Annotated in this window: 15 protein-coding genes and 3 pseudogenes; 11 read left to right on the plus strand and 7 right to left on the minus strand. The window is 32.3% G+C overall.

Translation table 11 applies throughout. The annotated features are described in order from the left end of the window. Positions 1 to 35: 35 nt before the first annotated feature. Positions 36 to 704, plus strand: a pseudogene (locus tag ACK1U5_RS21060) (NlpC/P60 family protein); the annotation flags it as partial. 16 nt (positions 705 to 720) lie between these two features. Then, positions 721 to 1,297: pseudogene (locus tag ACK1U5_RS21065) on the plus strand (hypothetical protein). 333 nt (positions 1,298 to 1,630) lie between these two features. Here the strand turns inward: ACK1U5_RS21065 and ACK1U5_RS21070 are convergent. Further along, positions 1,631 to 2,239, minus strand: a complete 609-nt coding sequence (locus ACK1U5_RS21070; protein ID WP_048568733.1) for a DUF998 domain-containing protein — start codon at positions 2,237 to 2,239, stop codon at positions 1,631 to 1,633. A gap of 212 nt (positions 2,240 to 2,451) precedes the next feature. Between ACK1U5_RS21070 and ACK1U5_RS21075 the strand changes: the two genes are divergently transcribed. Continuing rightward, a complete protein-coding gene (locus ACK1U5_RS21075; protein WP_113710629.1) occupies positions 2,452 to 3,135 on the plus strand; it encodes a CPBP family intramembrane glutamic endopeptidase in 684 nt (227 codons plus the stop codon). A gap of 52 nt (positions 3,136 to 3,187) precedes the next feature. On the opposite strand, the gene ACK1U5_RS21080 is transcribed toward ACK1U5_RS21075, so the two are convergent. The 5 genes and pseudogenes from ACK1U5_RS21080 to ACK1U5_RS21100 form a co-directional block, all read right to left on the minus strand. Then, on the minus strand, positions 3,188 to 3,316 hold the full coding sequence (locus ACK1U5_RS21080) for a hypothetical protein (RefSeq protein WP_255448474.1): 129 nt from the start codon (positions 3,314 to 3,316) through the stop codon (positions 3,188 to 3,190). 89 nt (positions 3,317 to 3,405) lie between these two features. Continuing rightward, positions 3,406 to 3,600 carry a hypothetical protein gene (locus ACK1U5_RS21085; RefSeq protein WP_048568735.1) on the minus strand — a complete coding sequence of 65 codons (195 nt, stop codon included), beginning with the start codon at positions 3,598 to 3,600 and terminating at the stop codon, positions 3,406 to 3,408. A gap of 315 nt (positions 3,601 to 3,915) precedes the next feature. Continuing rightward, a complete protein-coding gene (locus ACK1U5_RS21090; protein ID WP_048568736.1) occupies positions 3,916 to 5,061 on the minus strand; it encodes a DUF418 domain-containing protein in 1,146 nt (381 codons plus the stop codon). A gap of 39 nt (positions 5,062 to 5,100) precedes the next feature. Next, positions 5,101 to 5,583: a thioredoxin family protein gene (locus ACK1U5_RS21095; RefSeq protein WP_069604779.1), complete on the minus strand. Its 483-nt coding sequence runs from the start codon at positions 5,581 to 5,583 to the stop codon at positions 5,101 to 5,103. Positions 5,584 to 5,943: 360 nt separating this feature from the next. After that, positions 5,944 to 6,474, minus strand: a pseudogene (locus ACK1U5_RS21100) (IS4 family transposase); the annotation flags it as partial. A 962-nt stretch (positions 6,475 to 7,436) separates the two neighbouring features. Between ACK1U5_RS21100 and ACK1U5_RS21105 the strand changes: the two are divergent. Further along, positions 7,437 to 8,246 carry a 4'-phosphopantetheinyl transferase family protein gene (locus ACK1U5_RS21105; protein ID WP_048568738.1) on the plus strand — a complete coding sequence of 270 codons (810 nt, stop codon included), beginning with the start codon at positions 7,437 to 7,439 and terminating at the stop codon, positions 8,244 to 8,246. A gap of 171 nt (positions 8,247 to 8,417) precedes the next feature. Here ACK1U5_RS21105 and ACK1U5_RS21110 read toward each other — a convergent pair whose 3' ends face one another. Continuing rightward, the gene (locus tag ACK1U5_RS21110; protein ID WP_048568739.1) at positions 8,418 to 9,023 is read right to left on the minus strand and encodes an NUDIX hydrolase; all 606 of its coding nucleotides are present in this window, start codon (positions 9,021 to 9,023) and stop codon (positions 8,418 to 8,420) included. 576 nt (positions 9,024 to 9,599) lie between these two features. On the opposite strand from ACK1U5_RS21110, the gene ACK1U5_RS21115 reads away from it, so the two are divergent. From ACK1U5_RS21115 to ACK1U5_RS21145, 7 genes are all read left to right on the plus strand, one after another. Then, entirely contained in the window at positions 9,600 to 11,438 is a 1,839-nt protein-coding gene (locus ACK1U5_RS21115) for an aminotransferase class V-fold PLP-dependent enzyme (RefSeq protein WP_048568740.1), read from the plus strand. Between the two features lie 2 nt (positions 11,439 to 11,440). Further along, entirely contained in the window at positions 11,441 to 12,187 is a 747-nt protein-coding gene (locus ACK1U5_RS21120; protein ID WP_048568741.1) for a phosphocholine cytidylyltransferase family protein, read from the plus strand. Positions 12,188 to 12,303: 116 nt separating this feature from the next. Then, positions 12,304 to 16,362, plus strand: a complete 4,059-nt coding sequence (locus ACK1U5_RS21125) for a non-ribosomal peptide synthetase (RefSeq protein WP_053078844.1) — start codon at positions 12,304 to 12,306, stop codon at positions 16,360 to 16,362. Continuing rightward, positions 16,352 to 21,457: a non-ribosomal peptide synthetase gene (locus tag ACK1U5_RS21130; RefSeq protein ID WP_080481938.1), complete on the plus strand. Its 5,106-nt coding sequence runs from the start codon at positions 16,352 to 16,354 to the stop codon at positions 21,455 to 21,457. Before ACK1U5_RS21125 ends, ACK1U5_RS21130 begins: the two co-directional genes overlap by 11 nt. A gap of 39 nt (positions 21,458 to 21,496) precedes the next feature. Further along, positions 21,497 to 22,771: an MDR family MFS transporter gene (locus tag ACK1U5_RS21135; RefSeq protein WP_048568743.1), complete on the plus strand. Its 1,275-nt coding sequence runs from the start codon at positions 21,497 to 21,499 to the stop codon at positions 22,769 to 22,771. Positions 22,772 to 23,008: 237 nt separating this feature from the next. Next, entirely contained in the window at positions 23,009 to 24,991 is a 1,983-nt protein-coding gene (locus ACK1U5_RS21140) for a bifunctional metallophosphatase/5'-nucleotidase (RefSeq protein WP_162200569.1), read from the plus strand. Positions 24,992 to 25,277: 286 nt separating this feature from the next. Continuing rightward, a complete protein-coding gene (locus ACK1U5_RS21145) occupies positions 25,278 to 25,922 on the plus strand; it encodes a class I SAM-dependent methyltransferase (protein ID WP_048568745.1) in 645 nt (214 codons plus the stop codon). The last annotated feature ends 578 nt before the right edge of the window (positions 25,923 to 26,500 follow it).

Here is a 26,500-nt window from a genome sequence, read left to right on the forward strand (position 1 = left end):
CCAATTGTTAGACTGTGTCTAACAATTGGGATGCAGTTCACTATGGTGGTTTAGGTGTTTATGTTGACCATGGTAATGGCGTTGTATCTCGTTACTTACATTTGAGTAAAATTTCGGTTACACCAGGAACTATGGTAACAAAAGGACAAATTATCGGGGAAATGGGTGGTTCTAACTACGTTAGTGGTGTTCTGAATATGCTTGGATACGCAGTCCACTTAGATTTCCAAATTCGTATAAATGACCAACCGACGGATCCAATGAAGTTCTTCAAGAAAAATGATGACCCAGGATTATCATCTGGTGGTTCTCCTACAATGACAAATGCTAAACGACAAAAGGTACTGGAAGAAGCGAAAAAATGGCTAGGGCAAGGAAAAGTCAGATATGTATTAGGAGACCGTAATCCACCAGGTGGTTCTTCAGATTGCTCAGGATTTACGCAGTATGTCTTTAGAACAAGCATAGGTGTACAACTTGGAGATTGGACAGGTGCTCAAGTCGGACAAGGTAAACAAGTACCAGATATCAATCATGCACAACCAGGGGATCTTATCTTCTATGAAAATCCAGGGCACGTTGCAATTTACATGGGGAATCAAAAAATGATTCATATTGGTGATAACAAAGGTGTACAAATAACAGGTCTAAACTATACGGCAAGAGGTCAACATATGACGCAAATTCGTAATGTTATAGACTGATAAGGGATGAGAGTAGATGAAGAAAATAATCAATATTTTATTCAATATGCCTCGTAAGTACTTGGTCATATTAGGGATTATCGTACTAGTGGCAGGTGTTGCTACTTATAATACTATTCATCGTTATATGATGAAATCACAAGTGCAAGAGGAAGAACAAGTAAACCAAGATGAAATAGAAATGCTCGGAGATAAGCCAAAGGGATTTGATACAAAAGAGGAGGAATATATCGCGAAAACAAAAACTGTAGAGGACTTACTACGAAAAATTTCTAATAGTAGTTATGATGTCCCGTATTTGTTTACAAAGGCTGGATTTGGTATTGAACCAATGAAAATGACAAGTAATGAGCGTATGCTGGCTACAGAAGCTGTACAACGATATTTCCTAAATGGGGATAAGTTTTACAATGCGCGAATTACCAAAATCGACCGTGGAAAAAAAAGTAGATACGTTTCATATTGAAGTTTTAATTCAACAGGTAAACTTTTTAGAACCACGACAATTTAAAGTGCAGGTAAACCAATATGCACAAATTGTAACTCCAATTGCACAAATTCCACATGGACAAGAAGAAGTACCTGTGGATTAAGAAGAAAATGAGGGTTGTGGAGAAAAACACAACCCTTTTAAAAAAATAATTAAATATTCGAAATTTTACAACGAATTAAAGCCATGGTTAAAAGAAATTTATATATATCGCTAAGGTAAGATATATATGGAGGGATACAAATGAGGATGTTAATTACACAAATGAGTTGTTACAAAACTAAAAAAATCCTTATTTGAATAGAGAAGCCCTAGAGTTAGGGGGTCTAGGGCTTCAAGTCTGAGTATATCTCACACGGCATTATAAAGAGAAAAGAACATATCGAAGATAACATATGAATGTTTCATAAATGTATCAAAAAAGTGAACAAATTTTTTATTTTATTAATTTGTAGGTTGATACAGTTCCCCAAACGAAAAGAACCAAATAGAAAAGTCTTTGTAGTAGACCTGCAGGTAAGGGGAAAAGAAAAACAAGTGAGATAAGTATTGTTATTACTATTAAACTTAGTAAACAGAAATATGTCCATTTTCCAGCTTTTTTAAGATTCTTAGCAAAAATATATAGTCCTGGAAATACAGTAAGCATACCTATCCAAACTAGAATAGAATGTCCAATTAGGTTTACATCTGCAGGAATTAATCCTGAAACTATAGTGGAGATTCCTATTATAAGTATAAAAAATGTTGCTATTGTATTAATTCTTGTTTTTTCTAGATGTTGTGAAATATACAGTACTCCAATAAAAAATGTTATTCCATTAATAATAAAGAGTAAATTCATCCAAAAATGATTAGGGGAGCATATTTCATAAGGAGCTATTTCGTAGGTGAATTCTCCACAGGTTGTTACACCTAGATCACTCATTGCGTGGCGATAATAGTTATAAGGTGCTGTAGAAGTGAAAATAAAGAAAGGTTCAAATAAAAAGTATAGGCAAGTTGCAATCCAGCTAATTAAGCCAACCCTGTTTGATATATACATTAGATTCCTCCTTTGGAAAAAGTATATTTTCATTATAGGTGGTTACATCTTCAAAAATAAAAAATTTCAAGTTGAGAGTCGATAAACCTGTTCAACAATATGAGGTTTTCTGGACAAATGTGTTTAGCGGAAAGACGTAGAAAAAATGGATGGAGCAAAAGTAAACCAAAATCGTTAATTAAATAAAAAAAGTGAAGGGTAAATACATAAACATGAATAATAGTAATTTACATAAATCAGGTTATATCATACTTATATATTTTATAATGACTCAATTTGTTGGGATTATAGGTTTCCAATTGCTTGCAAAGACAGGTTGGTATGATATTCAGGGAAATCAACAGCAAGCAATCCAACAACTTCTCGTACATTGGGAACTAATTGGGTTTTCAGTTACGTTGATAATCTTTTTATATATATATAGAAAAGAGTTAATGAAAGATACAAAGTTATCAATTAAATTATCAAGAAACTTATTTGTATGGATTTTAATTGGGATCATATTAGTATTTCTTGGGCAGATGGTTGGAAGTCTTTTAGATAAGAGTGTATTCCAGCTAACTACGCAATCAGTAAATACGTCTCGTACAGTTGCTGCTGCGGTAATATCTCCTGTGGCACTTATTTCAATTGTTCTTCTTGCACCTTTAGTAGAAGAGTTTGTTTTTCGTTATGCGGCCATAAATATTTTAACGCGAAGGTTTACACAAACTTGGAGTATATTAATAAGTTCATTGTTCTTTTCTATTATGCATTTTGACTTTCCATTTATATTCGGATATTTTTTAATTGGAATCGTGTTCGCTGTGGTATATGTGCGTACTAATAGGTTACTAGTATCATTTTTTGTTCATGCAATTATGAATTTAATAATTGTTATGTTTCAAGTTATATGATGAAAAATATATTGATAAGTGGTGTTATTTGTTATTAACACCACTTATTGTTTTATTGCATGAAATTTGTAACGAAATAGCCAAATTCATAACCTGTTCTTATTAATCCAGCTCCTAATATTATATATAGACAATATTTCATAAAACGATTCTCGTTTAAGTAGTTTTTTAGATTATTCATGTTGAATCCTCCATCTGCATTGAATTTACTTGACTGTGATGTGTCGATACTTCAAATAAGCTTAAATTTATTTTATCATTGTTATATACTTATTCTTTAATCTGTTTCATTAATGCTTTAGCTGCTACAAATAACATGAAACTGTTGAGGATTAAACCTGCTAAATTTACGTAAAAGAAATTTGATTTTATAACATTGTATATACCCGTTAATACAAAACTGAAAAAGATAAATGAAGCAATTATAAGGGATACTATTTTTTGCTTATTTGTGTATAAATTCATTATTATCACCCTTTAAATTAAATATATAGATATAATTATATCATGGATTGATGTATGTAATTAACTATAAGATAGATATCTATGGGATTTAAATTTTTTCTTTTATAGGATAATAAGGCGGCAGATTAACACGTACAATTTGTTATACATGTTAATACTAAATTCTATAAAGAAAGACACCCTAAGGTGCCGTCATTCGTCTTGAACCAATGTAATTTTAATAACATAATCTCAAAGCCACAAATATATCTTTAACATTTAATATAACATTTTATCGTTTTTCCAGTTAATTGCATGTAAATGGAGAAAAATAGGCTATTTTTTATAAATTCCTTTTCTCCATATCCACTCAATAGGACCATAGCGGAAATATTTACTCCAAATTGAGTTGAATATAATTTGGGCAAGGATAATTAAAATCCCGAAGGTACATAGTTGCCAGTAATATATGTGTGAGACATCTTTAAAGTACAACGAAAGAATGACAAGCGTTAGTATACTTTGGCTAATGTAATTCGTTAAAGCATACTTACCTACGTTCATAAAGGGGTACAGCCACTCTCTATAATTTTTATTCTCACAAATTCTAAGTAGGGTACAAATATAGAATATAGCTAGCATTTTCCCTCCAAATAGAATCCATAGTTGTATATCGTAAGAGTAATAGACATCCTTTTTTATAAAGTAGTAGATAATGGGACAAGAGAGAAGACATGAAATGCATAACGAGCTCCACTGTAAAAATATAATGTGCTTTAATAATTCCGGTACCCTTTTAAAAATATCTTTCTTACCAGCCCATAAACCGATTAAAAATAAGCCTATATATTCCGGAATCCCAATTAGTAGTTGTTGGGGTTCCTCTATCATCAGAAAAAGCAAACGTGCTTTTACTTGATATAAATAATGTGTAAATAGATTTACCGTGTGGTTGATAGTATTGCCTGTAAACATATATTGATAGTAAGTTGGCACTTCAGGAATAGAAGAACCTGCTCGTGAAAATACAATAATATGTAATACGTAACTAACCGTTAGGAAACTACAACCAGCTATAAAAATAAGCTTAGTAGATCGATTATAAAAGAACAATAGAATAAATCCAGCTATAGCATACGCATGTAGAATATCTCCATACCATAGAAAGGTGAAGTGGAGTAAACCGAAGACTAGTAAAATACACAGTCTCCGGGTAAATAGCCTATACATGGGATATCCTTTGGCTTTTGTACTCTTCATAAAGATATAAAATCCTACTCCAAATAAGAATGCGAAAATAGTGTAGAACTTTGCTTGTATAAACAAATCTACTAAAAAACGAATTACTTTATCTGTACCGGAGTACCCTACTTGATTAAAGGGATCAAGTCCCGTCATAGTAGGTAGATTAGCAAATAAGATACATAGTATGGCAATACCTCTTATTATGTCTAAAGAATGAATACGAGTGCTTTGTTGCATGTTAATTCTCCTTTCGTACAAAGAAAAACGAGCACTATACTAGATAGCGCTCGAATTACGTCTTGCAAAGAATCCATCATATGTAGCAGCTGACACGGCTCCTTCTAGACGTTCAACTTCTTCACCCCTGTTATAAGCTACAACAACTGGAGTACCTGGAATGTCGAACTCTTGAAAGGCACTTTGATTTTCTGGTGTAGAGATATCAATACGATAGATGGTTCTATCATGCTTTTTTGACATACCATTTATATCTGGTGCAGCTTTTTTACAAAAATGACAGGTAGGTTGATAGTAATACGCAATGAACTCTTCATCGGATTGTATCTTTTGCTTTAATTCATCTTTTGAAATATCTTTTATATTTTCAGGTGTTTCTTTTACATTGGCAGCAGATACAATTGTTTTTTCTGGTGTTATGGTTTCTGTTTTGACTGATTCATTTTTAGTTAAAGTAAAGATCGTTATACCAATAACACATAAAGTTGTTATAACTGCTCCAATTTTGTAGACTTTTTTCATAGTAAATTCCTCCTTAAAGTAAAAAAAAGACAAACCTAGCCCGAGTTAACTGGGCGTAAGGTTTGTCCTTCACGCTACGTACAATAGAGTATAAACAATGGAAACAAATTTTCTATCTCTATAATAACATAAGATTCATATAGAATGCTATATGAATTTTAGAAGAAAAGTAAAGGGATAACTTAGTTTTTATAATTTCATGTACCAGAATTTATTTAAAAAATTTATAAACACCACAATAGGGGGGCTTTGTGTTGTATCCCATTGTTAGGAAAAAAATACTCCGTCATTTTGCATGAAATTATGCAAAAAAACAACCTCTAAAAAAGTTGGTATATTTATGAAGTATGTCTTAATTACATTTTGTTTCCCTGGACCCGTATGAATATGAAGGAACTGTCCACTTAATAAATCATACTCAAGCTGAATCTTTACTCCCGCTGTATGGCTGCATCCCCCCGCACCTGGATAAACGGATGAAAAAGGATCTGGAAGTTGAAATGCAGTTGAATCTAAAATACGAATACGCTTGAAAACAGAAGTATATGGAGAAGAAATTGGCATAGATGAGGTCAATTTTTTGCTTAATAGTTCGGCTAGTAGGTGTTGTAAAAGTTGGACGGCCGCCTTATTAAATCGTTGATTCAGTCCCTCAGGACTGATAAGTACTGCTGTTGATGCTTCTAAACAGCTAGATAATTGAGTTAAAGAAGTCATAGCTACATTTTGGCTTACCCATACACATAAAATTATTAAATCTTTTGCTTGCTACTTATTGGTTTGTTGTACGCAACCAACATCTCTAGCAAGATTCCGTAAGGTATTTGGAGATAAAAAACTTTGAATCTCTTGGGCAAATAGTTGTAATTCATCAGACACAGAAACAAACATAAAAAACGCCATCCTTTCCTATGATTCTACAGAAAGAATAGCGTGTTTTTTCTTTTTATGGCTACATTTTTTAGCTCGATAGCGATGTGGTGTTACCTCAATTATAATTATTTTATTTGAAGGTCTCTTTTAAATTCGTTTCAAATCTTTTCATAGGTTGGTATACAAAAACGTGTAGTGATAAACCTATCACTGCAGTAATGTTTAAAATAATACTTATAATCATTAAAGACCATTCTATAACTGGAGAAAATTATCCATTCGTACTTTTTTAATCAATCTTTATTTTAAAACTACAACGAATCTTTAAGTTGATGGATGTGTGGCGATACCCCGTCGTTATCAAGTTTAAATTTTATAATGCTTTAAAACGAAAAAATTGTGTCATTTATAGAAAGAAGTTCATTTTTATCGCTTTGGGGATTCTTCAAAATAAGTTGATGGTGATGGGATACTTACATCAAAAGTAATATCTGGAGTGGAGTCTAGAGTGAGTTTTAAGAAGTCTTGGTCTAAGTGGCCGGAATCTAAATTGATTGGTTCTGATTCTCCATAGCAAAATTCTCGGATTGTACCATCATGTCCGTATAAAAAACAGTGGGAATCTTGTAGCAATTTTAGTCTTATATCATGAATGCCTAAAGCTGAAATTATTTGTTCTTGTACATCATTTATGCTTTCCAAAATAGAAATATTTGTAGAGGAGTGTAGATTGTCTCGCAAATGTACTTCGATACAACTGGAATATTTCACTTTAATTAAAACACGTGATTTTACAGGTTGGTTATTTTTTTGAGTTTTAATACTGTAGTTTCTCAACTTTTTATTGCAAACAAGAGACTGAACGGTTTCTTTTGGAAGGGAGAATTTCTTTGGTTATTAAGAAAACTATGATATAATCATGCGGAATTTGTTGTTGTGTGTATTTTGTTGGGAAAATTTGGGGTTAAAGGTGGCTTTGTATGATTGAAAGATCTTTTGAAGAGAAGAAAGAAAGCTTTGAAAACCGACTTCCTCAGTCATTTACGAGTGAATTAGTTTTAAAACAAAAAAATAAGCTGTATAAAACGAATGTGTGCATTTGTTATTCTTCATCAATTAATCAATACTTAGAAACAGTAAAATATTTGCATTTAAATGAAAGAGCATACTTTCTTACGCTTAAGTTTGAAAAAAGGGTGGAAAGCTATTTAGCAGGTAGATACGCGGCTAAAATGGCTATTTCAGCATCTATTAAAAATGAAAGATTGCATGAAATACAAATTACTTCAGGGATTTTCAATCAACCAATTGTAAAACATTCTAGTTTAATGAATGTGCAAGTAAGTATAAGTCATTGTGATAGTTTTGGAGTTGCAATTGCTTTCTCAGAAGAAGCACCTATGGGAATTGATATTGAAAGAATAAGCATTGATAACAAAGATACATTGGAAGCCCAAATGACAGTGGGAGAAAAGAGATTAACTACGCTACTATCATATCCTGATGAGGTTATATATACTCTTTTCTGGACTGCTAAGGAATCTTTATCGAAAATTCTAAAGACGGGTCTTACAACTTCTTTAGAAATCTATGAAATTAATAAAATTGAGATTAGTAATGGTATTGTATATAGTTATCATCAAAACTTTTCTCAATATTGTACAGCTTCCGTAATATTTGGTCAATATATATATTCAATTACATATCCTAAAGGAACAGACCTTAGTCTAGAAGGGTTCATTGCTACATTGAGAATGATGAGCAGGAAAATTGAAAATCATGAAATTTGAATCGCTACTTTCAGCATTTTTATAATAAAAAAGACACCTGTAAGAGTGTCTTTTTTTATTAATTCATGATTAACTCTTAGTAGAATGGGAGATAACTTTATAATTATTTAACATTGAAGAATCATTATTACTATATAAAAAATGCAATCTGCTTAATAACAACATCAATAGCTAAGCTTTTATTAAATCAATAGCTTGTCTTACAACAAAGTCATAATATGCAATATCATAAGGGTAAAAATCTTCTTTAGTTAAGACAATTGGTTCTTTTACTTTAGATAGTACTGAAATACCTGTAAGAGATGATTGCTCTCCCTTTAAAAGTTCTAACAAAGAAGTAGCCTCAATTTTTAGAATATCCTCAACCTCATCGCCAGGTGCAAAAGGAAGTGGTTCTGTGACAATATGAAAGTACATATGACACATTTCACGGTCAATAAGAGGGGGATGTTCATTATTTATTCTATAAATACCTGTATATACAAGGTCTGTTTCACAGAAACGAAGTCCTAATTCTTCCTCTACTTCTCGAAGACCAGCTGTTAATATATCTTCATTATGCATAATGTGGCCAGCCGCTGTAATATCCCATATACCAGGGAAATCCTTTTTGTCATATGCTCTTAATTGAAAGTACAGGTAAATGCTTTCTTTTTTTGGTTCTAGTAACCAGCAATGAAACGTTTCATGCAAATCTCCATCACGATGAATATCATCACGTAATTTCTTTCCAACTTTTTTTCCTTGTTGATCAAATACTGTTAGCCATTCACCCATTTATAATACCTCCCAAAATATTAATCACCTATATTTTAAATTATATGGAATTTTTAATTATTAAAATAACTTCAAATTATTATATTATAAATTTTTGAAAAAATATACAAATATGCAATTTTGCATATTTTTCAAATTATTTCCAATGCGTGTGTTTTTTTGCTACAATCAGGCTTGAAATTTTTAATTAATTTTAAATAGTGATAAATAGTGATTTTTGGAATTTTTTTGAATAAACGATTGACATTTCATTTTTTCCCTATAAAATTAATTCATGTAACATTTAGGGATTTTCTGGTAAGTTATGTAGAATGAATAATTGTTGCATTTAGGACCAATATCCTTTAAGCGTTATAAATCTTTGTTAGTTATATATTATGATAGGTTTAATTGTCTGATTATTTTATATATTCAAATCTAGGATTATTGAATGAGGAATTTTAGATGTATATATAATAATATTACTAACTAATTTAGAAATTTAAATTGATTTAGGTTTCTAAGAAAAAACGTAGCGTGTTTACATAACTGTCTAGTAGAGAGATAAGAGTATTAATCATTTTGGAGGATTAAATTGTGAAAGCGTTTATATTAACTGAGGGAAACGAGAGTCGATTATCTTCTATAACACATAGCGCCCAAAATTCTTCGGTTTCAATTGGTGCGCATACAGTGCTGGAAAGAATGTTAAAACAATTAGGACAATTAAAGGTTGAAGAAGTTATTTTAGCCGTAGGATACGAAGCTGATCAAATAATTAAACTCGTTCGCTCGATTAGCCAAATACCTAGAGTTAAATTTGTATTTAATCATAACTGTAATTACACGGGTAATGCAATGTCTGTATTAGCAGCAGTCAAACAATTAAGAGGAAAATCCTTTTTATTGATAGATGGAGAAACTATATTAAGTGATCAAGCTATGCAACAATTGATTAATACAAAAGGTCCAGCTTTGTTTTATAAGGATAAGTCTATTTTTTCAAAAGAAGAACTTAAATTGGGGATAGAAGGAAATAGAGTTATTCTGAATAAGTCACTTGAATTGAGTCAATCGATTGGCAAATATATAGGGATTACTAAATTTGATAGTCAGACCTCTAATGTATTTTTTGCTACACTTAAAGTTATTTTACAAAAAAAAACACAACTTCACTATCACTATCAAGATGCTATTTGCCGCATGAGTAATATTAGTTCATTTACTTTTAAAAAAATTGATATAGTAGACGAGGGTACGAATGATTTAGTTAATCATTATATCCAAGTAGCACCCCCTTTTGTCACAAATGGTGAGACATCAGGCATATCAGAGCAAATATTACTTTGCCCAGGTCCGGTAATGGTCTCAAAACGTGTTAAACAATCTTTAATGCATACTGATATTGGTCATCGTGAAAATGAATTTGTGGAACTTCTAACAAGAATTAGAAAGAAGTTAAATGTAGTTTTTGATGTGGATTCATTAAATTATACAAGTGTTGTCTTAACAGGTTCAGGTACAACTGCGAATGAAAGCCTCCTTTCTTCATATGGGCCAGATAAAAAGATAGCAATTTTAACAAATGGTGAATTTGGGGATAGACTTGTTGATATTGCAAAATGTCATAAGGTCAATGTGATCCCTGTAGATTTTGGATGGGGAAATCCAATTGATATTGAATATGTTAAAAATATTATCGAGAAAACGAAAATAGATGCAGTTATGATGGTACATCATGAAACCTCATCTGGTATGTTGAATCCTATTTATTTAATAGGTGAGCTTTTGAATGAATTAAAAGTTGATTTTCTGGTAGATGCAGTTTCCTCTATAGGAGCAGAAGAGTTGTCTGTGGAAAAAGCAAAAATTACATTTTGTACAGCATCTGCAAATAAGGCACTGGCATCTTTGCCCGGATTATCTTTTATATGTGGGAAAAAGGCTGCTTTTGAGGCATTAAAAGGTACTCCAGCTCGTACGCGATATTTGGATTTATATAATATTTATCAATTTGAAGAATTAAAGCAACAAACACCTAATACACCGGCAGTATCATTGTTTTTTGCATTAGAAACAGCATTAGATGAACTATTAAGTGATTCGATAGTAAAGCGGATTCAAAGGTATGGTAAATTTGCATCCATAATACGAGCCAGATTAAAAAATTTAGGGATGTCATTTGTAATACCTGAAAAGTATATGTCCCGTGTGTTAACAACAGTGTATTATCCAGAGGATTGGGATGTAGAAGGATTTCACAGGTATTTGAAAGAACAAAATTTTGTAGTTTACCGTGGAAAGGGTCCATATTTTGAAAAAGCTTTCCAAATTGCTAACATTGGACATATTACAGAACAACATTTAATAAGATTTTTAGATTTGTTAGAGGGTGTTATTCATTCACAAAACTTACAGATTACAGGGAGTAGGTAAAAATGCATTTTGTTGTTTTAGTAGCAGGATTGGGTTCAAGATTAGGAGACCTGACTAAGGAAAGGCCTAAATGCTTAATAGAGATTGATGGCAAGACTATTTTGGAAAGATTACTCGAACAAGCTGAAGAAACCGGAGAATTTACAGATATCATTGTTTTAACAGGATATATGAGTGAGACTATAAACGAATTTATAGATGGATGGAACCAAAGAGAAAACGGATTACGTATAAGAGCGGTTCATAATCCGAATTTTTATAAAACAAATAATGGATATTCTTTATGGTGTGCAAAAGATGTAATAAAAAATGCATTTGTTTTATGTGATGGTGATCTTGTATTGGATACAACTATATTAAAGAGAATTGTCTACGGAGATAATACTTCTAAAGAAACTAGTTTAGTAGCAGTTGATATGCAATCCAAATTAGATGCAGAGGCAATGAAGTTTACACGTAATGAAAATGGTTTTATAAATAAGCTTTCTAAAGAAATTAGTATTTTTGAGGGGGAAGGCGAGTCAATAGGTTTATGCAGGATTACAACAAAGGATGTAACTGAAATCTTTTATTATTTGGATAAAATGATTAAAGAAGGAATGCTAAATGACTATTATGAAAGGGCATTTCAAGAATATTTACTTCAAGGTTGGAAACCAAAAGTGATTGATATAGGAGATTTATCTTGGGTTGAAATTGATGATGAATTAGATTTTCAAAGAGCACAACTTAAATTCGAAATACAATAATTTAATCACAAAAAAAGTTATGTGTTTGTTCTTTTAAAGAAATAAGGTATAACAGTAAGTTTTACGGTCAGATAATTGATGCGGTTAACCTATTAATGTCAAGGAGTATAGATATGATGGAACATACAATGGATCAAAAACGAGAAAAATTAAAAGAGTTGTTTTTTTCTAAAGGCAGTAATAAAAAGGTAAAACATCTTTCATCTGCACAACAACGTCTTTGGTTTTTACATACTTTGGAATTGGGTGGGAAAACGTATAACATTCCATATTCAATTCGTTCTACTGGTAAATTTCATTTTAGAATATTTGAGAAATCAATCAATGAAATTGTAGCTAGACATGAATCCTTAAGAACAAAATTTGTAAATGTAAATGGTAAACCAGTACAAATGATACTTCAAGATGTCAAAATTTCAATACCGTTCATAGATTTAGAAGAATTACCTCATTCTGAGAAAGAAAAAACAGTTAATGAAATTATAGAACGAGAAGCAAATTTTGCATTTGATTTTAGTCAAGCTCCCCTATTTCGAATAACTGTCATAAAATTAAATAAAGAAGAACATCGTATCATTATGGTCTTCCATCACATAATTTCTGATGCTTGGTCAGGCGTAAATTTAATGAATGAAATTCATTCTGTATACGATTCAATTTTAAATGGGGTTCCAGCTAAGTTACCGAAATTAACTTGGCAGTATTCAGATTATGTAAATTGGCAACAACATTGGAGTCAAGGTGCTCAGTTTAATAACCAGTTAAAATATTGGCAAGAAAAGTTAAAGGGAGCTCCGGAGATACTAAACCTTCCTATGGATCGCCCAAGGGGTGCAGTACAAACCTATGAGGGTTCATGTCATTATCTATCAATACCAAAATCATTAACGATTAAATTAAAAGAAATTGCTAATAATCAAAATGCAACCTTGTATATGGTACTGCTCTCAGCATTTAATACTCTACTTTACCGATATACCGGTCAGCAAGATATTTTGATAGGAACTCCAGTTTCTGGACGAAGCAAACTTGAAACAGAATCTCTGATAGGATTTTTTGTGAATTCTTTAGTAATACGTACGCAGTGTAGAAAAGAACAAAGCTTTATAGAGTTGATTCAAAATGTTCGGAAAGGTGTATTGGATGACTTTTCTAATAGTGAACTTCCTTTTGAACGACTTGTAGCAGAAATAAAGCCTGAGCGGAATCCAAGTTATAATCCTCTTTTTCAGAGCATGTTTACACTAAATAAAGCAGTTCTATCTCCTATTACTTTTTCGGAAATGACGCTTTATCCAGAGGTAATTACAAATGGAGTTTCGAAATTTGATTTATCTTTGTTACTAGAAGAACAGGAAGATGATGAAGTAAAGGGCTTTTTTGAATATAATACTAATTTATTTGACGAGTCTACTATTTCTCGAATGACAAATCATTTTATAGTTTTATTAGAATCTATTATTAAAAATCCAGAGGAAAAAATTTCAGCATTAGAAATTTTAACTCAAGAAGAACGTCAAAAAATGTTAACAGCATGTGAATCTATGATATCAGGAATTGAAAGACAAACAACATTACAAGAATTATTTGAAGAGCAGGTTGCTCAACAACCAGACTCTGTGGCAATTGTATGCGAAGGCATTCAAATTACTTATAGGGAACTAAATCAGCGAGCAAATCAACTTGCATATTATTTACAAAAAAGAGGGATAGGTCCTGAGAAATTTGTAGGCATTTGCTTAGAGCGTTCATCAAACGTAATTGTTGGAATATTAGGTATTTTGAAGGCCGGAGGAGTGTATGTACCAATTGATCCAGCTTATCCAAAAGAACGTATAAATTACATATTAGAAGATGCACAGGCATCAATTTTATTAACACAGAAGGATATGGATAATGAACCGGAACTTTCAAAAGTACACCCTATTTATTTAGATGGTGACTGGAACGAAATTTCAAAGGAATCTAATGAGAATCCTAAAGTTAATGTATTGTCAGGTAATGCGGCATATGTCATCTATACGTCAGGTTCTACAGGAAAGCCAAAAGGTGTTGTTATTTCACATCAAAATGTAGTCCGGTTGTTCGATTCTACCCAAGGCTGGTTTCAATTTAATAATAATGATGTATGGACCTTATTTCATTCTTATGCATTTGATTTCTCGGTTTGGGAAATTTTTGGGGCACTCTGTTTTGGAGGACGTCTAGTGGTTGTTCCTTATTTAGTTAGTCGCTCTCCAGAAGCATTTTATAAATTATTATGCCAAGAACAGGTAACTATACTTAATCAGACACCATCTGCATTTCAACAATTAATTCGTGAGGATGAAAAACAAGTAGATAGACAAAATGCATTGGCCTTAAGACAAATTATCTTTGGAGGCGAAGCATTAGATTTTCAAAGTCTACGACCATGGTTTGAAAGGCATGGGGATGAGTCTCCTAGCCTAGTGAATATGTATGGCATTACAGAAACAACTGTACATGTAACATATCGTCGTATTAGGATGGAAGATTTAGAAAAAGGATTCCAAAGTAATATTGGAGAAAAAATCCCAGATTTAGAGGTTTATATTTTAAATGAAAGTTTAGAACCTGTGCCAATTGGTGTAGCAGGTGAGATTTATGTTGGTGGTGCAGGCTTAGCAAGGGAATATCTAAATCGGCCAGAATTAACAGCAGAGCGTTTTATTATCCATCCATATAGTAATCGATTAGATGAAAAGTTGTATAAAACAGGTGACTTGGCCCGTTATTTAGTGGATGGAAGTCTCGAATATTTGGGACGTATCGATCACCAAGTAAAAATTCGTGGATTCCGCATTGAGTTGGGAGAGGTAAATTCTGTTCTATTAAGTCATCCTTTGATAGAAGACGCAGCTGTTATTGCTAAAGATGATGGGAAATGTAGCAAGAAATTAGTTGCTTTTCTGGTAGCTGCTGAAAAAAATCGAACAGATACACAGTTAATTCGAAATTACTTAAAGAAAGTATTGCCTATTCATATGATTCCATCAACTTTTGTTTGGTTAGATTCATTACCGCAAACTGTAAATGGGAAATTAAATCGTTCTGCTCTTGAAAAATATGAAATTCATGAACAAATAGACATGACAGATGAGGAAGGAAGTATACCTCGCGATAGTTTTGAGTTTGAAATGCAACGTATTTGGCAAAGTGTTTTACAACAGCCATACTCGATTAATTTGAAACATAATTTTTTTGAAATTGGTGGACACTCTCTTACACTGATTCAATTGCAAGCTAAGATAAAGAAACAATTTGGAAAAGAGATACCACTAACAGATATGCTTCAAAACGCAACAATTGAAGAGATGGCAGCCCTTATTCGAAAGGGAGTAAATTTTACAGATCAGCCACCAATAATTGCACTTAAGGAGAATAAGGGTAAAACACCGATATACCTTATTCATCAAGTTGGTGGATACTGCTTTAGATATAGACACTTAACAAGGATTTTAGGCAATGAATGCTCAGTATATGGGGTGCAAATTTCCAATCCATTTGGGGACTTTAGTTCTATAAAAGAGATGGCAGAACATTATATTAATGAAATAAAGAAAATTCAGCCTAAAGGTCCATATTTCTTAGTTGGACATAGCCTTGGTGGTAGTATCGCTTTTGAGATGGCGATACAGTTACAAAAATCAGGAGATAAAGTAGGTTCAATTGCATTATTAGATACTTTCCTTACCCCTTTTTCTGATGCAGTCAATGAAATAGATGAAGCAGAGTTGATTTTGGAATATGTAAAGGATCGTATTCAATTAAGTGAAAATCAAATTCAAGAAATGAATAAGTTATATGGTGATGAGAAAGTAAAATTTATTCTTGATATTGGAAAAACAGCTAATTATTATCGCGTGGATATGGATGTTATACAGCTGAAACGAGTACTTTCAGTATACGTTAAGCATCTAACAGCATGGAAACTATATCAGAAACCAAATGATCAGTATCACGGTGAATTTCTTTTCTTCCGTTCACAAAGAGAAAAAGATAATTCATCAATGGGATGGAATGAAATAGTTTCAAAGCCAATGGAGATATATTCACTGGATGCTTTACATCATGAACTTGTCGAGGAGCCGTATGTTCAAATGGTAGCTACTAAAATTATGGAGAAAATTTCTGAAGTGTTAAATGAGAAATAAGTATTATTTAGAAAGGAAGATTATATTGTCCCATCAAAGAGTACATGAAATTTTTGAAAAAGAAGTAAGGAGAAATGCTGATGAAATAGCTGTAGAGTTTCAGGGGAAATCGCTTACTTATCGTCAATTAAATCAACAAGCTAATCAAGTAGCAAACGGACTACTTAAACGGGGAGTTAAAAGTGGGATGTTAGTTGGTGTATGTATGAACCGTTCGCTTGAAATGATTGTTGGCATAATCGGTATTTTAAAAGCGGGAGCTGCTTATCTTCCTCTTGATCCTTCTTATCCTAACGAGCGTTTAAATTTTATGATAGAAGATGGGAAACTATCTATAATTCTAACTATGTTAGAAACACAGAACCTTCCTCTTGATACTTTTAGAGGCCAGTTATTGTATATGGATGGAACAGAGTCTTTTTTTCAAAGAGAAGGTGATCAACACCCACAAATAGAAGGGAACTCTGACGACTTAGCATACGTCAATTATACTTCTGGATCAACTGGAAAACCTAAAGGAGTAATGTTATCTCATAGAGGTATAGTTCGATTGGTTAAAAATCAAAAATACATTAATTTTTCCAAAAGTGAAGTCTTTTTGCAATTTTCTTCTATTTCTTTTGATGCCGCAACTTTTGAAATTTGGGGAAGCTTATTAAATGGTGCTCGTTTAGTGCTTTTTCCGACACAACTCTCTTCACTAGAAGAACTTGGGCGGGTTATTAAACAAAAGAGTATCACAACTCTTTGGTTGACTGCGGGATTATTTCATCAAATGGTAGAGAACCATATGGAAGACTTACAATCTCTACGATATTTATTGGCTGGAGGAGACGTACTTTCGGCAGTACATGTAAAAAAGGTATTAAATGCATTTCCAGGAATTCGAGTTATTAATGGTTATGGTCCTACAGAAAATACGACTTTTACAACTTGTTATGTAATGGAGGAAGAATCTCAAGTTGGAACGAGAGTGCCTATTGGAAAGCCTATATCTAAGACCCAAGTATATATTTTGAATGAGAATATGCAACCAGTCAATAATGGAACAGCAGGTGAATTATATACAGGTGGAGATGGGGTAGCCCTAGGGTATTTAAATCGAAAAGAGTTAACTGCAGAAAAATTTGTTTCGAACCCTTTTGGAACCCAGTTAGGTAAACTTTATCGTACTGGAGATTTAGTAAGACAATTGCCAAATGGGAATTTAGAGTTTTTAGGAAGAATCGATTCACAAGTTAAAATTCGAGGTTATCGAATAGAGCTCGGTGAAGTTGAATCATGTTTAAGGCAATATCCCGGGATTAAGAATGTAGTTGTTGATGCTAAAGATTTTGGAGAGTTTGATAAGCAGTTAATTGCTTATTTAATTTATGATTCTCATCATGAATTAAATAGTAATGATATAAGAAGTTACTTAGAAAAAAAACTTCCTATATATATGATTCCCGCTCGTTTTATTCAAATGGAAGAATTTCCATTAAATGAAAACGGGAAGATAGATAGAAATAAATTTCCATTGACTAATGGAGAAAAGAAAAATAAAAAATCTTTTGAATCATTGACTCAAACAGAGAAAATACTGGCAGATATTTGGGGGGAATTTCTTTTTATTGAAGATATTCCAATCAATGAGCGTTTCTTTGAAATGGGTGGACACTCCTTAATCGCGACACGAATTATTTCACGTGTTAAAGAGTGTTTTGGAATTGAAATTTCAATCCAGTATTTTTTCGAACCGGGAACAATTCAAGGATTAGCAGAGAAAATCGAACAACTTATTCATTCAAAGACTAGTAAAGAAGAATTGGTTATACTAAATGTTTCAGGAGAAGATAAGATTCCATTATCATTACCACAAGAACAGATGTTAATAATGGACCAGATGTATCCTAATCTAGGAACATATAACGTTTTTAACGTTATTCGTTTAAACGGTCCATTAAACTTGAAAGCTTTACAAGATAGTTTTTCTTTACTTGTACAAAGGCATCAGATATTACGTACGATAGTAGTTCAAGAAGAACAGTATTGGCAAAAGGTACAAGATCATTGTGATTTTGAATGGGAAGAGTTTGATTTCGTAGATAAGCATAAAACCAAACAAGCATTTGAAGAAGATAGTATATCTATTATGAGAGAGAAGGCAAGAGAACCTTTTAATTTGTATCAGGGTCCTTTGCTTCGAGTGTACATTTTCCACCGTTCTACAGAAGAAAGTTTATTATTATTGGTTCTACCACATTTTGTTACCGATGGATGGTCAATGGGAATTATTAGTGAAGAGATTTCAAAATTTTATGATTTATTATGTGAATCAAAGCAACCAAATCTTATTTCATTAAAACATCAATATGCTGATTTTGCAGTATGGCAAAATGAAAAGAATCAACTTAACAAGTGGGAAAATCAACTTGCTTACTGGAAAAAAAAATTAGAAGATGTACCTTATTTATTAGAGCTACCAACAGACTTCCAAAGACCAAAGATTCAAACTTATCAAGGTGGCACTTACGACTTACCACTAAATAGGGAATTAAGTAAAAAGATAAAAGAATTTGCTAAAAGTAAAAATACAACTGTTTATAATGTATTGCTTACCGCTTTTCAAGTATTATTAGCACGTTATTCAAAACAAGAAGATTTTTTAATAGGGACACATTTTGCAGGGAGAAATCTTCTTGAGTGGGAATCACAAATAGGTTATTTTGTAAATACTGTAGTTTTACGTGCAAATTTAAAGGGAAACAATAGTTTTTCTGAACTTCTTGAACGTGTTAATCAAACTACTATAGAAGCAGCAGCAAATCAAGATATACGTTTTGAGTCGTTAGTTAAACATTTACGACCTGAGCGTAGATTAAACTATAATCCATTATTCCAAGTGGCATTTGTACTACAAAATAATAATATGGATCAATGGGATTTACAGAATATCAAGTCTGAAGTAATTAACATAGATAATGGAACGTCTAAGTTTGATTTGTCATTATTGGTAGACGAGAACGAGGGGAAATTAACTGGAAGATTTGAGTACGATAGTCAATTATTTAAGCAAGAAACAATAGAGCGGTTAGCGCAACATTGGAAACAGTTATTAACGGGCTTTCTCTTAAACCCAGAAATTAAGATTAATGAAATATCTATTTTAACAGAAGAGGAAAAATACCAACTGGAATTGTGGAATTCGAAAGCTATAGTTCGTTCACCGTATCAAAATGTGCTTCAATTATTCGAAAAACAAGTGCAAGAAAATCCGCATGCATCCGCTCTTTCATTTGAAAATAAAACATTATCTTATTTGGAACTAAATGAACAAGTAGATATGTTAGCACATGTTTTAATGAGTAGAGTTTCAGAAAGTAACTTATTAATAGGCATTTACATGGAACGCTCTATAGAAATGGTTGTCTCAATATTAGCTGTGCTCAAGGCAGGACATGCATATGTTCCAATCGATCCAGGATATCCAGAAGATCGAATTTCTTATATGTTAAATGACTCAAAGTCAGCTGCTTTATTAACTACAAAGAAGCTGAAGTCAAATTTGAGTCAGGGAGATTGGGAAACGATAGTTGTTGATGAATTAGATGAAAGGTTACCAGAAAGTATAGTAGAGAAGGTAAATAGAATAATTAAGCCTGAAGATCCTGCATATGTAATTTATACATCTGGTTCAACAGGAAAACCAAAAGGTGTAATAATACCACACAGAGCTATTCTTAATCATATGATATGGATGCAAAATGAGTTTCCTATGCAACAGGGGGATCGTATCTTACAAAAAACCCCTTTTAGTTTCGATGCGTCTATATGGGAATTCTTCGCACCTCTGTTAAATGGAGCAGAATTGGTTATGGCACTGCCAAACCTTCATACTAATCCCAAAGAGCTAATTAAATCCATACGTATGAATTCAATCACAGTTCTGCAATTAGTTCCAACTATGCTGCAACTAATCATGGAGGAAGATGAAATTAGAGAATGTACTAGTCTCAAGTATGTATTTTGTGGCGGGGAACCTTTACCATTGGCTTTACAAGAACGATTTTTTTCATGTATGCAAGCTGAATTAATCAATCTTTATGGACCCACTGAAACATGTATTGATGCAAGTTTTTGGGTTTGTCAACGTAATAGTAATCAGAAAATCGTTCCGATTGGTAATGCTATTGATAATATGCAACTACATGTAATGGATAAGTATGGTATGCCTGTTCCTATAGGGGTTTCAGGAGAGTTATGGATTAGTGGTGATGGGCTAGCTTTAGGTTATTTAAACCGTCCAGAATTAACTTCTGAAAAATTTGTATTACATGAAATTCAAGGAGTTTTATGCAAAAAGTTTTATAAAACGGGAGATTTAGTAAGACGCCTAAAAACAGGAGAAATTGAATATCTGGGCCGGATTGATCAACAAGTTAAGCTACGTGGATATCGCATTGAACTAGGAGAACTAGAAAATGTATTACTTGGCCATCCTGATATAAAACAAGCTGTAGCGACAATAAAAAATGTAGACCAGGAACATTCTTTAGTTATCTATTTTGTTGCTGATTCAAATAGAATTCCAACTGTACACGAGCTTAATTCTTTATGTAGAAATATATTGCCATCTTACATGATTCCTAACTACTACATGCAACTTGATTCTCTTCCTCTTAATCCAAGTGGAAAAGTGGATAAACAGGCATTACCAGTGCCAAAGAAAGAAAAAAAATCTGAAGAGGCATTCTCTCGTCCATTTACCGAGAGAGAAGAAGAAATTCGTCAAATTTTCTCTGAAGTATTAAAGATGGATAACATTGGATTAAGAGATAACTTTTTTGAAATGGGTGGGCACTCTTTATTAGCAATTAGAATTATTTCAAGAATTAAGGAAAGGTTCCTACAAGATATCCCAATGCATGTGTTTTTTGAAAAGCCTACAATAGAAAAATTAGCGATAGAAATTAAAGAAGTAGAAGATTTAGAACTAAAAATGACAAATCATGAATTTGAAGAAGAGATGGGTGCTTTTGAAGTAGAAGAATTAGATTTCGAAGGTCTTACAGATGAAGAAATTGAAGAAGTGTATAATCTTTTATTAACATAATTAGGAAATATAAAGTTTTGATTTGAAGGGAGAATTAAATTGGTATTCAGTGAGTTGCATAGAAATATAAAACTTCGTTTGATTGAGCAATTGATTTCACGTATTGCAGGAAATATGGTTATGCCATTTATGATTATATATTTTGTTCAACAATGGGGGGCAATGTTAGGAGGAATTGCTATGGCATGTGTAGCGATGGGGACAGTGCTGAGTAATTTCTATGGTGGCTATTCGGCAGATCGCTATGGTCGAAGGTTTATTATGTTAATAGCTGAATATGTACGTTTTTTGGCATATATCATTATGACATTGGCCATATCCCCATGGATAGAATCTCCTATTATAGTATTAGTTATGTTGATAATTGTGGGAGTTTGTAGTGGACTTGGTAAGCCGGCAGGGCAAGCCATGTTAATTGATGTTAGTACTAAAGAAAATCGTAAATTTATTTTTAGTTTTGATTATTGGTCAAACAATATTGCATTGCTATTAGGAATGATGGTAGGAGGAATTCTTTTTAAAAGCCATAAAGTGGAGTTAATGTTGGGCTTGACGGGAGCATCATTACTATCATTAATTTTCCTTCAATTTTTCATTAGTGAAACATTGGATAAAAGGGATACGGATGAAAAACCAAAAGCTAATGTTTTCAAAGAATTATGGTATAACTACAAAACTGTTATTAGAGATACTACATTTGCTTTGTTTATGCTAGCTTCTTTCCTTGAAATGTCTATTGAAATTCAAGCTAGTAATTATCTTTCTGTTCGTTTGGTTGAAAAGATTGATACCCAATCTTTATTTAGATTTGGAGATTATTCCTTTTCGGTTGATGGATATCAGGTATATTCATTAATTTATATCGTAAACACTTTAACTGTTTTAATTTTTGGAGTTTTTGTTAGTTGGGCAATTAAACGGTTAAGTGACCGATTTGTATTATTTACGGGTTTACTAGTCTATACATTTGGATATGGTTTCTTAGCTTATAGTAACAGCCCGTGGGCACTACTGTTTGTTATGGTGTTTGTTACATTAGGTGAATTGACTTATGTAACAATAAAACAATCAGTATTAGCGGATATCACACCGTCGGAAAATCGAAGTTCATATATGGCTGTAAATAACTTGTCGTATCGGGGAGCTTCATTAATAGCTCCATTATCAGTAAGTATTGGGGCTATTATGCCATATTGGGGCATGAGTGTTTTCTTCATTTTATTAGGAGTTATATCTATCCTTCTTTATCACAATGTATTAAGACGATATCATGCACAAAAGCCTGTAGATGTTGTAACGCAAAGTAGCGTTTAAAAAACGAAATAAAATAAATCTTTAAGACTAATAAGCAAGAAAATGGTATTTGATAGCTTAATAGATAAAAAAGAGAATACACCATTGTCATTTTTAAGAAAATTTTTAAGAGGGTACTCGTTATCTCAATGTTTACCCCCCCTAATTATGTTTCCTCAATATTCGTATGAACAGTTTGGGAGATAGAAAATGATTAGGAGAAGGAAGTTGAATTTTTGTAGATAAGGAATGATTGAGATGGAGAATTTTGATCTCCTACTTGCTGTGCAAAATGGTTTTTTACCCCAGGGCACGAAGTTGGATAGTGAGCTTTTGAAACAGACTTTAAAGTACAAAGATGTAATAAGTATGATTGAAAAAAGTAAATTTTGTGAGGAAGCTTGGCTTAAAGAAGAATGTGTAAAAATTGGTGTTAAAACAAATGATTGGGTTACAAGAGAAGGAATGGCGGTACTGGTAGCTAGTACTCTTCATAAAGGACAAAAGCCTGATGTTAGTAGTAAGATTTTAAATTATTTTATTGATTCAAATCGTATATCAGAATTTGCACGTCCGTATGTAGGATATGTTTTATTAAGAGGGATATATCCTCTCAGCCCTGACAAGATTTATAATCCTCATATTAAAATAGCAATGAGTGAGGCAGTAGAAATATTGAAATATTTCACATTTAAGGTTATCGACTTGTTCACTACAAATGATATTCATGGTAAAACTGAGGTTATGTTTGATAATCAAAACCAAATTCAGTTAGGTGGCATGGAGACTATTGGAGGACTCATTAATGAACGACGTAAACTCAACCCTAATGCTACGTTTGTCTTAGATGGAGGAGATGCTTGGCAAGGGACGTTGTTGTCAAATTCTTCAAATGGCGAGCTGATTCTTCAAATTATGGAGAGTTTACAATATGATGCCTCTGTTCTTGGCAACCATGATTTTGATTTTGGAATTGAGACGTTAATAAACAATATCAAACAATCAAAGGTGCCTATTTTAGCAGCAAATATAGTAGATTCTATAACTGGACAGAAAGTACCTTGGTCTAAACCGTATATCATATTAGAGCGTGATGAACTAAAGGTAGGAATTATGGGCTTAGTAACGACAGAAACTGTAACGACAACAAAAAGTAAATACATTGAAGGACTAAAATTTATAGAGCCTGCAATTATTGCACAAGAGATCGTCGGCCAATTACGCGAACAGGGTTGTCAAATAATAATAATTCTGTCACATCAGGGAATTAAACTAAAAATGGATGTGACTGAAGCAGATCAAGGAGAACTAGTGGATTTAGCAGGTAGTTTGCAGCGTGGAAGTGTAGATGCAATTATTGGGGGTCATGTTCACCAAAGATTTACAAAGAAAATAAATGATATTCCTGTGATTATAGCAGAATCTATGACGCAAGCTCTTGGACATATACAATTGTTCTTTGATTCTAATAAGCAATCTGTGGTTTTTTCAAAAATGAATTTAGTTGAGACTCATACCAAATTAACGGATGGGGACTCAGTTGTTTGTTCAATTGTAAAGAAGCACAAAAAAAGACTAGAAGCTAAAATGAACAATGTAATTACGGAAACGATAGAACCTATATGGGGTCATTCCTATCGTTATGAAATAAATGGAAATATTCCGCGTGATGGTGTAAACCCATTGGGTGATCTTATTGCAGACGCAATGCGTGAGCATGAAAAGACGGATATAGCATTTGTAAATGTTGGAACGATACGAGCGGAAATTGAAAAAGCGGGTCCGGTTACATATAAGGATTTATATTCAATCCTCCCCTTAGGTAATTATAATCGAATAGGGAAAATGAATGCGATGCAATTAAAAAAGGTATTGGAAGTACCGGACAAGTACACTGGACTACCAGCAATGCAGTTTTCTGGTTTAAAAGTAGAATGGGATGGAAGTAGGGCAATAGGTGACCGATTTATTAAAATAAAACTTTGGGATAGCACACCTATTTATGTTGATGGAGAATTTTCAAAGGACATTTTTACTATCACAACTACTGATTTTATGGCTAGTGGTGAAGGAGACGGTTATACTGTCTTTTCCGAAGTTACTCAATGGAAAGATGGAGAACTGATGCTTGATGCTTGGATTAAGCACTTACAATCCAAGAGAAAAACACAAAGGTTCCTGAAACCACCCAATGATCAACGTGATATCCGAATTGATATTCCATTTATAAGCAGTACCTAAGGGATGTCTTCTTTGGTTTATATTCTTTACAAAAGAAGAATATATGAATTTTTTGAAGATATATTGCTTAAGGATGATTACACAGTGTCATGATTCTTTGTTAAAAAGATTATCTTAGATAATTTAGATTAAATAAAAACATGGATTTTAATTTACTAAAGATGACTTCTAATAAGTTTTGATATGTATAGAAATTACTGATGTATAGTTTTAGGAAAATATGAAGTATAAACTTTTATTTCAAAATAAAGGTATTTATATATAAAAAATAAGAGGAGTGTTTTTTATGGAAGAAAATAAAATTGTTGACGAGTTTTGGGAAGGGAGAGCTAAGATTGAAGATGCACGCCTTGCAACACAATTTAGAGAAGATGATAGCTTATCTTATGATGTAGCGTTGGTAAAACAATATCTTCCTAATAATGCAAGAATATTAGATCTTGGATGTGGTACATGTACTTTAACAAATGAATTAATACCTTATGCGTCTTATATACGTGGAGTTGATAAGCAGCCTGGTTTATTGAAATTCTCAAAAGGTGGGAAAAACTTTGAAACTATAGTAGGAGATATTTCAGAATATCGTGATGATAAAAAATATGATGTAATTCTTATAATAGGTGTGCTTCAGTATATTAAGAGTGATAAGATAATAGAGAATATTTATAATAATTGTAAACATATGCTAGCTGACAATGGCTATTTAATTGTTAAACAACAATCAGGGGTAGAAGAAGATGTCGAGGTGAATCAATATTCAGAGCACTTAAAAGTAAAATATTACTCTTTATACCGACATAAAAATAAAGACGAGGCATTATTAAGAAACCAAGGTTTTGACGTAGAAATAATTAACATTTACCCTTCTAATATGAATCATTGGTCTAATACACACCATTATGCTTATATAGCAAAAAAATCTAAGAAATAAAGTTTATAGTCACATTAGTCTTTTTAGTAAAAATGTATCCTTATAAAACTAAAAATTGAAGGATTAATTAAAAGTATACAGTAAATTTAATATTAATAAACTTTTAAATAATTAGTTTTTTGTATGTATTAAATATTAATATTAGGGAGAGATGAAAGATGATTCTAAATAATATTCCACCAGAAGAAATGCTAGAGGGTAGTGATATTTTAATAATAGGTGGGAAAAATAAAGATACAGGTTATTGAAAAATAAACTATTAAAAAAATAATCTATTGATCTAATAAATATATTAAATCAATAGGTTATTTTTTAATGTAAAAACATGAATTATCCATGCTAATCCTATAAGTGAATATTTCGTTGAGTTTATTTTTGTTCGTTTACTTTAAATGAAATATTTTAATGTTGATAAAGTTTTATAATTTGGGGTTATTAATCAAAAATGAGGTATTTTGTGTTATTCTAAAGGAGAAACAAAGCGCACCATCCTGATAATATTGTGTATATTCATCCTATGTATGTCGTTTGTATTAGAAAAGAGGTTGTCCCAAAAGTAGCTAAATAGCTACTTTTGG

Source organism: Bacillus sp. XB1, from assembly GCF_053557995.1.

Coding starts and splice junctions, on each gene's coding strand:
- ACK1U5_RS21070 (WP_048568733.1), bottom strand. CDS start 2,239: ATGTATATATCAAACAGGGTTGGCTTAATTAGCTGGATTGCAACTTGC.
- ACK1U5_RS21075 (WP_113710629.1), top strand. CDS start 2,452: ATGAATAATAGTAATTTACATAAATCAGGTTATATCATACTTATATAT.
- ACK1U5_RS21080 (WP_255448474.1), bottom strand. CDS start 3,316: ATGAATAATCTAAAAAACTACTTAAACGAGAATCGTTTTATGAAATAT.
- ACK1U5_RS21085 (WP_048568735.1), bottom strand. CDS start 3,600: ATGAATTTATACACAAATAAGCAAAAAATAGTATCCCTTATAATTGCT.
- ACK1U5_RS21090 (WP_048568736.1), bottom strand. CDS start 5,061: ATGCAACAAAGCACTCGTATTCATTCTTTAGACATAATAAGAGGTATT.
- ACK1U5_RS21095 (WP_069604779.1), bottom strand. CDS start 5,583: ATGAAAAAAGTCTACAAAATTGGAGCAGTTATAACAACTTTATGTGTT.
- ACK1U5_RS21105 (WP_048568738.1), top strand. CDS start 7,437: ATGATTGAAAGATCTTTTGAAGAGAAGAAAGAAAGCTTTGAAAACCGA.
- ACK1U5_RS21110 (WP_048568739.1), bottom strand. CDS start 9,023: ATGGGTGAATGGCTAACAGTATTTGATCAACAAGGAAAAAAAGTTGGA.
- ACK1U5_RS21120 (WP_048568741.1), top strand. CDS start 11,441: ATGCATTTTGTTGTTTTAGTAGCAGGATTGGGTTCAAGATTAGGAGAC.
- ACK1U5_RS21125 (WP_053078844.1), top strand. CDS start 12,304: ATGGAACATACAATGGATCAAAAACGAGAAAAATTAAAAGAGTTGTTT.
- ACK1U5_RS21130 (WP_080481938.1), top strand. CDS start 16,352: ATGAGAAATAAGTATTATTTAGAAAGGAAGATTATATTGTCCCATCAA.
- ACK1U5_RS21140 (WP_162200569.1), top strand. CDS start 23,009: ATGGAGAATTTTGATCTCCTACTTGCTGTGCAAAATGGTTTTTTACCC.
- ACK1U5_RS21145 (WP_048568745.1), top strand. CDS start 25,278: ATGGAAGAAAATAAAATTGTTGACGAGTTTTGGGAAGGGAGAGCTAAG.